This is a genomic window from Actinomadura sp. NPDC049382, assembly GCF_040677125.1.
GTDB classification, from domain to species: domain Bacteria; phylum Actinomycetota; class Actinomycetes; order Streptosporangiales; family Streptosporangiaceae; genus Spirillospora; species Spirillospora geliboluensis.
Genome location: NZ_JBFARO010000196.1, coordinates 1 through 10,538, shown reverse-complemented (window position 1 = coordinate 10,538; position 10,538 = coordinate 1). Strand labels below are relative to the sequence as shown.

Below are 10,538 nucleotides of genomic sequence, written 5' to 3'. Positions count from 1 at the left end.
GCGGATGATGCGCGACGCCAAGATCACCCAGATCTACGAGGGCACCAACCAGATCCAGCGCATGGTGATGGCCCGCCAGCTCCTCAAGTAGCCGGGGACGCCGTCCAGGAGAGCCGGATGCGCCCGCGCGCCCGGCGCCGCGAAACTCGTGGCCTGGGCGGCGAGCCGGCCCCCGGTCCCGGCTGGCGAGCATCTTGGCCGCCGGTGTGCTCCGCCCGAGGATCGCCGCGATCCGGTCGAACGGCACCTCGAGGACATCGTGCAGCACGAAGGCCGCCCGCTCGGCCGGGGTGAGCGCGTCCAGGCAGATCCGCCCGGTCACGGTGGTCAGCCGCGGGTGGGCTGCGGCCCGGTGCCGAAGATCAGGGCGGCGGCGCGGTTGAGGACGTCCGCCCGGTCGCGACCGTCGTGGTCGGCCGCGAGGGAGTGGTGTCCGATCGCCACGCAGAAGGCGATGAGGCAGCGGGCCTCGACCTCGTCGGGATCGGAGCAGAAGGTGCCGATCACTTCGCGCAGGAGGCCCATGCGCCGGTTGTCCACCCGCCGCAGGCGTTCGGCCACCGCCGCGTCCCGCCGGGCCCAGTCCCGGACGGCGAGGTCGATGGGGAGCAGCCGCTCGCTGGAGAACGTGAGCATGCCCGCCCGCCGGGCCTTGACCTCCGGGGCGCCGCCCTCCTTCTCGACGCGGTCGATCACCTCGTCGACGCTCTCCCGCTCCCAGGCGTCCAACATGGCCTCCAGCAGCGCGTCGCGATCGGCGAAGTACCCGTAGAACCCGCCCTTGGTGACGCCGAGCCTCTTGGCCAGGACCTCGACGCGCACGGCGTCCGGGCCGCCCGTGGCCAGCACGCGCAACCCCTCTTCGATCCAGTGGTCCCGCGGTGTCCGGGGAACGCCCATCGAGTGCCTCACCTCACATATACGCCACCGTATAAACGCGTTAGCCTGCTGTTATACGCAACCGTATACCTGCTGAGGGCGGTAAGACGGCCGCCGACGTCAGTGCCCGCACCCCTATGAGGTGAAGATGCGGCTCTCCAAGTCAGCCCACGTGCAGCAGCCCTGGCGAATCCACGCCATCGCCCCCGACTTCCAACTGCAGGATGTGTGGTCCTACCGCACCCCCGGCGCGGGACCGGACGACTTCCCCGTAGTGCTCGCGCTGTTGCAGAACGCCGCGGGATTCAGCAAACAGCCCAGGCTGGTCAAGTTCCTGTTCGCGGTGCGCTGGAAACTCGGTCGCCTCCTCGGATGGGACGAGCCCGGCACCGGCCTCGGAACCAGAGTCGAATCGGTGCGCGATCGCCTGCCGGACGACCTCGCCGAGACCACCGTCCCGGATTCCGGCGACTCACCGTTCTCGCCCGTGTACCGGCTCGGCAACGAGGACGTCCGTGAACTGGCGAACAAGACCGTCCACGGCATCATGCACCTGGGCTGGGCACCGGCCGCCGCCGGTGACTACGAGCTGCGAATGGCCGTCCTGGTCAAGACGAACGGCCGGTTGGGCCGGCTCTACATGGCCCTCATCGCGCCCTTCCGCCACCTGGTCGTCTACCCGATGCTGACCCGCCAATGGGAACGCGCCTGGAGAAACCGCCCCCCGACCACCAAGGTCCACCGGCCTTGATACTGACGGCCCGGCTGTAGACGAAACTCCCGCTGCAAATCAGAGGTCGTGGCGGCCCTGCTTGATGGCGTCGATCAGAACCCGGGCCGCTGCGGTGCTCACGACGAGCCATGGGCCGCCGGGATCCTTGGAATCACGAGCGGCAACGACGCCGGCCGTCTGAGCCAGCTCGACGCATTCGGCGCCTGCCCCCTGGCTTCGTGAGGATTTCCGCCAGGAGGTGCTGTTCAGCGGGTGGAAATCAGCCGTGCCGTGGGGAGGGGATGTCTTCATCGGGCTCGTCTCTCACTTCATCGAGCAGCCTGGTCAGAAACTGGACGGTCGTGTCCTTGTCCAAAGCTGCGGCCTGGAGATGCCGATACATGCGGCTATGAGTCTCAATATCGTGAGGTTGCTCTAGATACAAGGCGTTGCGTGCCATGTCGATGTAGACGATCGTCGGGTCGTCCTCGTACTCGAGCAGCGTGAATCCGCAGGCCAGGCCCGGATGCATCCCCGCCGAGAAGGGAATGACCTGCACGGTCATGTGCTCGGTCTCGCCAGTGTCGATCAGGCGTTGGAGTTGCTCTCGTCGTTGGGCGGCTGTACCGAACGGGCGTCGAAGCGCGGCCTCGTCGATGACCGCCCACAGTTGTGGCGGGTCGGAGTGATCGAGGATGCGCTGCCGTGTGACTCGGAAGTCGATGCGGCGTTGGGTCTCCTCCGGGTCCCGGATCAAGTCGCCGCGGATCGCCGCGCGGGCGTAGGGGACGGTCTGCAGGAGGCCCGGGATGACGAGGGGCTGGTAGGTGTAGATGCGCGCGGCCTCGGCCTCGAAGCCCGCGTAGGCGCTGCCGAGGACGTCGCCGAAGTCCCTCTCCCACCAGCCGCGTTCGCGTGAGAGGCGGGCGAGGTTGAGCAGGGCTTCCCGCTCGTCGTCGGAGACCTTGTAGTAGTCGAGCAGGACGCGGATGTCGCTGATGTTCGGCTGCGGCCCGATGCCCGTCTCCAGCCGGTTCATCTTGCCCTGGCTCAAGTCGATGTCACCGCGGACCTTGTCGGCCGTGAGCCCGGCGTCGTGGCGCAGCCTGCGCAACTCCCGGGACAGGCGCCGGCGAGCGATGGTGGGGCTGCGGCGGTCGGCGGTGGCGGACATCGGTCGCTCCATGGGCCGGACGGGGTCGGGGGCCGTCCAGCATCGTAGTCACTCTCCGGAACGGACACATGACAATCAATCGGACGACTTCCAGAATGGAACTTCCAAAGTCAAGGATGTTGGGCCATGCTGAGGGTGCTGTCACTGTGCGTCGGTGCACGTGCGCGCCGGGTTGCCGTCACTGAGGGCGAGGCTCTGGTGGCCAAGGGTCCGAATCGTCCTGGTGAGTATGGCGCATCTGCGGTCGGTGGCTTGACCCCCGGGAGCGAAGGAGACGATCGATGTCGGTGTCCGTCGGCGCTGTGGTCGAGGCGCGGCCGCCGGTGAGCGGTGGGGCCGTTCGGGTGGAGGCGCTCGGCGTGGCCGCCCTGCCGTCCGCGGTGCCGGTCGCGCGGTACTTCGCTCGGGCGCTGCTCGGGGCGTGGGAGGTGGGCGAGGCCCGCCGGTGGGCGTGCCAGCAGGTTCTCTCGGAGTTGGTTAGCAATGCGCTGGAGGCGACGGGCGAACCGGGCGGGACGGACATCGAGGTGCGCGGTACGGCGATGATGTTCGTCCGGTTCCAGTTGTGCGCCGCGCATCTGGTCGTCGAGGTGCGTGATGACAGTGCGGCGCCGCCGAAGGCCCGTCAGGCCGCCCTGCTCGACGAGGGCGGGCGGGGCCTCATGCTGGCCGAGTCCCTCGCGTCGGGCTGGGGGTCGTACACGCTGCCCATCGGCAAGGTGGTGTGGGCCGCGTGGAACGTCGCCTGATACTTCGGCTTTGCCTGGCGGTCAAAGCCCATGCGTTCGCCCTTGACTTTCGCACATTGGGGATGTTCGATCTCACATGTGGAGAGTTCGGAGAGAGTTGCTGCGCTCATTGAGCGGTTGCGGACCACCGAGCGCGTGACGGTGGGGGAGCTGGCCGAGGAGACCGGGGCGTCCGAGATGACGATCCGGCGCGACCTCGATCAGCTCGCGGAGCGCGGGGTGCTGCGGCGGGTGCGGGGCGGGGCGGTGAGCCTGCTGCTGCGCGGTGAGGCGATGCCGTTCGCCGTCCGCGAGCAGGAGGCGGTCGACGTCAAGGAGCGGATCGCCGCCGAGGTGGACGGGCTGCTCGCCGACGGGGAGGCCGTCATCCTGGACGGCGGCACCACCACGCTGACCGTCGCCCGCGCGATCGCCGGGCGGCGGCTCACCGTCGTCCCGCTCGACCTGCACGCGGCCAACGCGCTGAGCGGTGCGCCGCAGGTGCGGCTGCTGGTCCCCGGCGGCCGTACCGCGCCGGGCGCGCTGGCGTTCACCGGGCCGCTGACCGAGGCGTCGCTGGCCTCGCTGCGCGTCGACACCGCGGTCCTCGGGGTGTGCGGGCTGTCGGCCGAGCACGGGCTCACCGCGCACGAACTCGACGAGGTGCCGGTCAAGCGGGCCGCGATCGCCTCCGCCCGGCGCGTCGTCGCCGTGTGCGACGGGGCCAAGTTCGGACGCACCGGCCTCGGGCTCGTCTGCCCCGCCGCCACGCTGGACATGGTGGTGACCGACCGCTCGGCGCCCGCGGCGGCGGTGTCCCGCCTCCGCGACGCCGGCGTGGACGTCCGCCTTGTCTGACCAGCGGAGGAAGCTGCGGGCGGGACGGGCGGCCACCTTCGCCTACTTCGGGCTGAACGGGTTCGTGCTGGGCATGTGGATCGTCCACATACCGGTCATCGAGGACCGCGTGGGGGTGGGGCATGCCGTCCTCGGGTGGCTCCTGCTGCTGCTCGGCGCGGGTGCGCTTGCCGGGATGCAGGCCGCCGGTCGGTTCACCGACCGGGTCGGCGCCCGCGTCATGGTGCCGCTGAGCGCGGTGTTGTGCAGCGCCGCGCTGGTTCTGCCGGCCCTTGCTCTGAACGCCTGGACTCTGGGTGCGGCGCTGCTGGTGCTCGGCATCGGCAACGGCACCCTGGACGTCTCCATGAACTCCCACGCCGTGCAGGTGGAGCGTGGTTACCGGCGGCCCGTCATGTCGGCGTTCCATGCGACGTTCTCGCTCGGTGGAGTGCTTGCCGCGTTGGTCGGTGCCCGCACGCTTGGGTGGGGCTGGTCCCCGGTGGTGTCGCTGGGGGCGGCGGCGGTCTTCGGGGTTGTCCTGGCCGTGCTGACCGCCCCGGCGCTGCTGCATGGTGACTCTCCCCAAGGGACTGCTCCCGGGAGTGGAGCCCGCGCTCGGACGCCTAAGCGCATCTGGATGATGGCTGCTCTCGCGCTAATGGTCATGTTGTCGGAGGGTGTGGCCAACGACTGGAGCACCCTGCATCTGCGTGATGCCCTGGACGCGTCCGCCTCTACGGCCGCCTTCGCCTATGGGGCCTTCGCCACCGCCATGACCATCGGCCGTCTGCTGGCCGATCGGGTGGCGGCGCGCTTCGGGCCGGTCGCCGTCCTGCGGTATGGCGCTGCTCTGGGCGCGTTCGGTCTGGCGGTGGCGGCGCTGTCCCCGTGGGTCCCTTCGGCGCTCGTCGGCTGGGCCTTGGCCGGGGCCGGGTTGTCCGGCTGCGTGCCTCAGTTGTTCAGTGCCGCCGGTCACCACGACCCGGACGCCGTCGGCGCCAACGTCTCGCGTGTCGCCGGGCTGGGCTACCTGGGGATGCTCGCCGGGCCCGCCGTCATCGGCCCGCTGACGCATGTGATGCCGCTGAACCTGACGTTCTTCCTGCCGGTCGTGCTGTGCGCCGTTGCGGCCGCCACGGCGGGCATCCTGCGCACTCCGCAGACGGCCCCGGACGTCGTCCACCCTGCGGAGGCACCGAACGGCTGACATTTCCGGCGAACTTCCGAGGGGGTCGGTAGCGTCACAGCGGCTGGTGATCAAGCGCGGGTGACGCGACGGACGGAGTGATCGGATGCCGGATCCGCTGGAGCCGGGAGACCCCGAACGGATCGGGGAGTTCTGGCCCGCCGGGCGGCTGGGCGCCGGCGGGCAGGGGGTCGTCTACGACGCCTACGCCCCCGACGGGACGCGGGTGGCGGTCAAGGTGCTGCACGGGGCGCAGGAGTCGCCCAAGGAGTTGCAGGCGATGGCGGCCGAGGCCCGGGCGGCGCAGCGGGTCGCCTCGTTCTGCACGGCGCGGATCCTCCAGGTGCGGCTGGAGCCGCCGCGTCCCTACATCGTCAGCGAGTACATCGACGGGCTGAGCCTGCAGGCCGTCGTGCGGGGCACCGCCGACCGGGACGGGCGGCTGTTCACCGGCGACGACCTGCACCGGCTCGGCATCGGGATCGCGACCGCGCTCACCGCCATCCACCGGGCCAAGGTCGTCCACCGGGACCTGAAACCGGGCAACGTGCTGCTCGGCCCGGACGGGCCCCGGCTGATCGACTTCGGGATCGCGCGGGTGCTGGACACCCGCTCGGCCGACGCCGGCACGTTCGCCGGGACGCTGCCCTACATGGCCCCCGAGGTGTACGCGGGACGGCAGGCCGGGGCCGAGGCCGACGTGTTCGCCTGGGGCGCGATCATGCTGTTCGCCGCGACCGGCGAGCACGCCTTCAAGGGCCTCGCGCTGCCGGAGATCGCGCACCGCGTCCGGACGCACGAGCCCGACCTGGACGTGCTGCCGGAGACACTGCGCCCGCTCGTGGGCGCCGCGCTGGCCAAGGAGCCGCTGGCCAGGCCGTCCGCGACGGAGATCCTCACCGCGCTGACCGGCGACCCGCGCGACGGCTCCGACCTGGTCGCCGCGGGGGCCGCGCAGGCCGTCCTGGAGGCCCGCTGGGAGCCGGGCGACCCCGCCCTCGGCAAGGTCGCCGAGGACGCCTACGCCGCCCTGCCGCCTGCGGCGCAGCGGCTCGTCCCCGAGCTGTTCCTGCGGTTCGTGGTGCCGGGCGAGGACGGCGGCCTGACCACGCGCCCCATCCCGGAAGACGAGCTGTTCGACCGCCAGGACGACGCCGAAGCCCAGACCCTGCGCGAGGTGGTGCAGGCGTTCGGGCGGCTGCTGCTGATGTCGGGCGGCCAGTTCGTGCTGACCCGCCCTGCGCTGCTGCGGGCCTGGCCGCGGCTGCGGGGCTGGGTCGAGGCCGAGCGCGACGGCCTGCGCACGCACCACCGCATCCGCCAGGCCGCCCGCACCTGGGCCGAGCACGGCCGCCGCCGCGCCGACGTCCTGACCGGGGCGCACATGGACGAGGCGGTGCGCTGGGCCACCTCGGGCGCCCGGCGGCCCGCGCTGAGCCGCCTCGAACGGGACCTGCTGGACGCCAGCGCCCGCGCCCGGTACGCGCACAAGCGCCGCAACCGGGCGATCGCGGGCGTGCTGGCGGTGACCGCCGTGGTGGCGCTGGGCGCGACGGGATGGGCCGTCGACGCACAGCGGACGCGGAGCGAGGAGCGCGACATCGCGGCCTCGCAGCAGCTCGCCGCGCAGAGCCGGCAGTTCGCTGGCTCCCCGGAGACGGCGGCGCTGCTGGCCGTCGCCGCGCAGCGCGTCCACGAGACGCCGGAGAGCCGCGCCGCCCTCCTCGACGTCGTCACGCGGTCCGGCCGGGGCGCGGTCGCCGGGTACGGGCCGAACCCGATCACGGTGGCGGCGGGCGGCGGGCGGCTCGCGTTCGGCAACGACGACGGCACGGTGGCGGTCTGGGACGTGAAGGCCCGCAAGCAGCTCGGAGCGCCGCTGCGGCTGCTGCCGGACGCCGACTACCGGGACGACCTCGTCCTCCCCGTGGCGCTGAGCCCCGACGGCCGGGTGCTGGCCGCCGCCGGCAGCAGGGGCAACCCCTCGGAGGCGCCGGGAGCCGCCGGTGATGTGGTCAAGGGCACCGTCCGGCTGTGGGACGTGACCACCGGCAAGCCGCTAGGCGACCTGCCCGTCGCCCACGCCTCCTCGGTGACCTTCTCCCCAGACGGCAAGACGCTGACCGTCATTGGCGCCGACGGAGTCACCGTCTGGGACGCGCAGACCCGCCGGCGCACACGCCTGGTGCCCTTCCCGCCGTCCTTCACGTATCTGTCCCGCTCCCACGAGGGCAGCAAGGCGGCCCTCAGCGCGGACACGGGAACGGCCGTCTTCGCCCTGCCCGGCGCACTGGAGATATGGGACGTGCACGCCGGCCGCCGCAAAGGGACCATCCCCGGCCCGGTCGACGAGGTCGCGCTGAGCAGGGACGGCCGGACCATCGCGGCACGGCACAACAAGACGATCCGGCTGCGCGACACAGGAAGCGGCCGGACGATCGGCACGCGCATCCCCATGAAGACGGAGTACGTCCAGAGGCCGCTGTTCACGCCCGACGGTAAGACCTTGCTCATCGGCACCGACATGTGGGACGTCGTGCGGGGCGTGCGCGCGGGGGCCGTCAGCGGCACCGGCCAGGAGCAGGTCCTCGCGGGGGCCTTCACCGACGAGCGGACGCTGGTCACCGTCAGCGGCGTCGCCGGCCTGGCCGACAGGAAGAACGCCGTGCGGCTGTGGGACACGAAGGTCCATCAGCCGCTTCCCGGCCCCTTCGTCCCCGTCGAGAAGGCCGACGAGGTGATCCTCCCCGCGACGAGCGGCGACGGGCGGGTCCTCGCGGTGGCCCACGCGCCCGGCGGCGCCGGCATCGGCTACTCGTCCTACAGCGCCGCGACCGGCGGACGCGTCGCCGGACCAGTCGGCCCGCCGCCGAACCTCGCCGACATCCTGGGGACGGCGATGGCCGTCAGCGCCGACGGGAAGAGCATCGCCTCGGGCAACACCTACGGCCAGATCTCCCTGTGGTCCGGCGGCCGCTGGACGGGGCCGTTCGAGGGCGGCCCGGGATCCATGCTCAACGTGATGGCGTTCAGCCCGGACGGCCGCACCCTCGCCACCGGCGGCGGCGCCCAGACCCAGATCTCGACGCCGGTCGTCGACGGCAAGGTGCAGCTGTGGGACGCCCGGACGGGCCGCATGCTCGCCGTGCTGGGCGACTCGTCCCAGCAGGTGGCCTCGCTCGCCTTCAGCCCGGACGGCCGCACGCTGGCGGCCGGGATGGGCGCGGCGGTGCACCTCTTCGACACCGCGAGCCGCCGCGACCTCGGCGTGCTCGACAACCCCTCCGGCTCGGCGACCGCGCTCGCCTTCAGCCGCGACGGCCGGACCCTCGCCACCGGCGGGAACGGGGCGGTCTCGCTCTGGGACGTCCGTACCCGGCAGTCGCGCGGCGCCCCCATCAGCGGCCACAACGGCCAGGTGACCTCCGCGGCCTTCGACGCCTCCGGCCGCACCCTCGCCACCGGTGGCGCCGACGGCACCGCCCTCCTCTGGGACGTCGCCAGCCACCGCCAGCTGGGCTCACCCCTCACCGGCCACACCAAGGCGGTGACCGCCGTGGCCTTCGACGCCGGGAACAAGACCCTCATGACGACCGACGGCGCCGCCGTCCTCCGCCACTGGAACATCGCCATGCCCGCGAACGCCACCGGCGCGGCTTGCGCCATCGCCGGCCGCTCCCTCACCCGCAAGGAATGGACGAAGTACGTTCCCTCCGGCGTCCCCTACCGGGCCATCTGCCCGACCTCCCGATAAGCCGGAACAACGACAAGGCGAGAAGAGAACGCATTCCATAAACCTATTGACCAGTGATCGCCCCGCCGTGGAATATCAGGCGCCCACATTTTCCGGTGGGAGTCTTTCGTCGTGGTGGAGGTGCCTTGGACGGCTATATCGACGTGGTGCGGGAGCGGGTGGTCGGCGATGGATGCGAGGTGACCACCGAGGAGGTCGCCGGGGCTCCGGCCCTGGTCGCCTACCGGTCGAACTGGCGGGCGCTCTCCAAGATGCACCTGTTCACCGTCGTCGCGGAGAGGGAGAGCGTCGATGCCGCGACGCTGGAGCAGTTCACGCGCGAGGCGAGCCAACTCGGGAAGAACCGCAAGGGGGCGATGCGCGGGGCGCAGTCGGGCGTCCTGGTGATCGCGGCGCTGGTCACGGAGTACGCGGACGAGCCCGCCAAGGTGGTGGCGGGCAGGCCGTTCCGGCAGGGAACCGGCGGATTCGCCGCGCTCGTCCAGCCGGCGGTGGTCGACCTGACGGAGAAGAGCGTCTACTCGTTCCGGGGACGCAGGATCTGGGGCGCGCTGCTCGCCTCGTACCTTCGCAAGAAGAGCATGTTGTACCTGCCGGACCCGCAGTAGCGAGCGCTGGGGGACGGGCGCCTCGCCCGTCCCCCAGTGGCGCGGGTCATTCGTGGGAGACCTTCATGGTGATCGAGCCGTCCCTGTTCAGCCTGGGGCTGAACGTGATGCCGTTGTAGGTCACGCTGGAGTTGGAGCGCGAGGCGTTCATCGAGCTGGACATCACGGTGCCCTGGCCCCGGCTGCTGAGGGTGATCCGGTTCTCGTCGACCCTGATGCGGATCGGCGCCATGCCGTACTTCTTGTCGAGCTTGATCACCTGGCCGTCGCGGACCTTGACCTCGCAGTCGGCGTCCGCGCACTCCTTGAGCTCCTTGGCGTGCTTGCCGTCCTTGGTGTCCTTGGTGTCCTTGGTGGACGGCTTGGACTCCGGCGGAGCGGCCTCCGACGGCTGCTCCGCGGCGGGCGGGGCCGCCTGCGACGGCTCCTCCGCCTCGGACGGCGGTGCCGCGTCGGACGGCTCGTCCGCCGCGGGCTGGTCGGCGGCGGGCTGTTCCGCCGCGGGTGGTTGGGCCACCGCGGGCGGGGCCGGGTCGGGTGCGGGCGGCGGCGCCGCGGCCCCGGCGGCGGCGTGGCCGGCGGGGTGCGCCCCCCAGGCGGCCGCGGTGGTGGTGTGCAGGCCGCGAATCCGAGGCGACAACCTCTGGTCTCCTGGAT

11 protein-coding genes and 1 pseudogene are annotated in these 10,538 nt (G+C 71.8%); 7 read left to right on the top strand and 5 right to left on the bottom strand.

The genetic code is table 11. The features are described 5' to 3' along the window. The coding region (locus tag AB0K34_RS44470; protein WP_353821960.1) for an acyl-CoA dehydrogenase family protein at nucleotides 1-91 on the top strand (91 nt) is incomplete at its 5' end. Between the two features lie 87 nt (nucleotides 92-178). Here AB0K34_RS44470 and AB0K34_RS44465 read toward each other — a convergent pair. Together AB0K34_RS44465 and AB0K34_RS44460 are read right to left on the bottom strand one after the other, a co-directional pair. Then, a pseudogene (locus tag AB0K34_RS44465) lies at nucleotides 179-310 on the bottom strand (sigma factor-like helix-turn-helix DNA-binding protein); the annotation flags it as partial. Nucleotides 311-327: 17 nt separating this feature from the next. Then, nucleotides 328-900 (bottom strand): TetR/AcrR family transcriptional regulator, encoded by a 573-nt coding sequence (locus tag AB0K34_RS44460; protein WP_138640391.1) that lies wholly within the window; start codon nucleotides 898-900, stop codon nucleotides 328-330. Between the two features lie 127 nt (nucleotides 901-1,027). Here AB0K34_RS44460 and AB0K34_RS44455 point away from each other — a divergent pair, with 127 nt between their 5' ends. After that, complete coding sequence (locus AB0K34_RS44455) at nucleotides 1,028-1,630, top strand: DUF2867 domain-containing protein (protein ID WP_138640390.1); 603 nt, start codon at nucleotides 1,028-1,030, stop codon at nucleotides 1,628-1,630. Between the two features lie 39 nt (nucleotides 1,631-1,669). Here AB0K34_RS44455 and AB0K34_RS44450 read toward each other — a convergent pair whose 3' ends face one another. Together AB0K34_RS44450 and AB0K34_RS44445 are read right to left on the bottom strand one after the other, a co-directional pair. Continuing rightward, entirely contained in the window at nucleotides 1,670-1,903 is a 234-nt protein-coding gene (locus AB0K34_RS44450; RefSeq protein ID WP_138640389.1) for a DUF397 domain-containing protein, read from the bottom strand. Next, nucleotides 1,872-2,765 carry a helix-turn-helix transcriptional regulator gene (locus tag AB0K34_RS44445; RefSeq protein WP_171069349.1) on the bottom strand — a complete coding sequence of 298 codons (894 nt, stop codon included), beginning with the start codon at nucleotides 2,763-2,765 and terminating at the stop codon, nucleotides 1,872-1,874. The genes AB0K34_RS44450 and AB0K34_RS44445 overlap by 32 nt, the downstream gene beginning before the upstream one ends. Before the next feature lie 281 nt (nucleotides 2,766-3,046). Here AB0K34_RS44445 and AB0K34_RS44440 point away from each other — a divergent pair, with 281 nt between their 5' ends. The 5 genes from AB0K34_RS44440 to AB0K34_RS44420 all read left to right on the top strand — a co-directional run bounded on the left by AB0K34_RS44440 (nucleotide 3,047) and on the right by AB0K34_RS44420 (nucleotide 9,881). Further along, nucleotides 3,047-3,514, top strand: coding sequence for an ATP-binding protein (locus AB0K34_RS44440; protein WP_138640387.1), 468 nt, complete (start codon nucleotides 3,047-3,049; stop codon nucleotides 3,512-3,514). Nucleotides 3,515-3,544: 30 nt separating this feature from the next. Beyond that, nucleotides 3,545-4,351, top strand: coding sequence for a DeoR/GlpR family DNA-binding transcription regulator (locus AB0K34_RS44435; RefSeq protein WP_338072624.1), 807 nt, complete (start codon nucleotides 3,545-3,547; stop codon nucleotides 4,349-4,351). Then, nucleotides 4,344-5,540 carry an MFS transporter gene (locus AB0K34_RS44430; RefSeq protein WP_240808395.1) on the top strand — a complete coding sequence of 399 codons (1,197 nt, stop codon included), beginning with the start codon at nucleotides 4,344-4,346 and terminating at the stop codon, nucleotides 5,538-5,540. The genes AB0K34_RS44435 and AB0K34_RS44430 overlap by 8 nt, the downstream gene beginning before the upstream one ends. A gap of 85 nt (nucleotides 5,541-5,625) precedes the next feature. After that, complete coding sequence (locus AB0K34_RS44425; protein ID WP_301177092.1) at nucleotides 5,626-9,273, top strand: protein kinase; 3,648 nt, start codon at nucleotides 5,626-5,628, stop codon at nucleotides 9,271-9,273. Nucleotides 9,274-9,398: 125 nt separating this feature from the next. Beyond that, a complete protein-coding gene (locus AB0K34_RS44420) occupies nucleotides 9,399-9,881 on the top strand; it encodes a hypothetical protein (RefSeq protein WP_364554545.1) in 483 nt (160 codons plus the stop codon). Nucleotides 9,882-9,927: 46 nt separating this feature from the next. Here the strand turns inward: AB0K34_RS44420 and AB0K34_RS44415 are convergent, their stop codons facing one another. After that, nucleotides 9,928-10,521 (bottom strand): hypothetical protein, encoded by a 594-nt coding sequence (locus tag AB0K34_RS44415; RefSeq protein ID WP_364554543.1) that lies wholly within the window; start codon nucleotides 10,519-10,521, stop codon nucleotides 9,928-9,930. Nucleotides 10,522-10,538 lie beyond the last annotated feature (17 nt).

What these genes read in the sequence shown, in the direction of transcription:
- AB0K34_RS44460 (WP_138640391.1), bottom strand. Translation starts at nt 900, where the DNA reads ATGGGCGTTCCCCGGACACCGCGGGACCACTGGATCGAAGAGGGGTTG.
- AB0K34_RS44455 (WP_138640390.1), top strand. Translation starts at nt 1,028, where the DNA reads ATGCGGCTCTCCAAGTCAGCCCACGTGCAGCAGCCCTGGCGAATCCAC.
- AB0K34_RS44450 (WP_138640389.1), bottom strand. Translation starts at nt 1,903, where the DNA reads ATGAAGACATCCCCTCCCCACGGCACGGCTGATTTCCACCCGCTGAAC.
- AB0K34_RS44445 (WP_171069349.1), bottom strand. Translation starts at nt 2,765, where the DNA reads ATGTCCGCCACCGCCGACCGCCGCAGCCCCACCATCGCTCGCCGGCGC.
- AB0K34_RS44440 (WP_138640387.1), top strand. Translation starts at nt 3,047, where the DNA reads ATGTCGGTGTCCGTCGGCGCTGTGGTCGAGGCGCGGCCGCCGGTGAGC.
- AB0K34_RS44435 (WP_338072624.1), top strand. Translation starts at nt 3,545, where the DNA reads ATGCGTTCGCCCTTGACTTTCGCACATTGGGGATGTTCGATCTCACAT.
- AB0K34_RS44425 (WP_301177092.1), top strand. Translation starts at nt 5,626, where the DNA reads ATGCCGGATCCGCTGGAGCCGGGAGACCCCGAACGGATCGGGGAGTTC.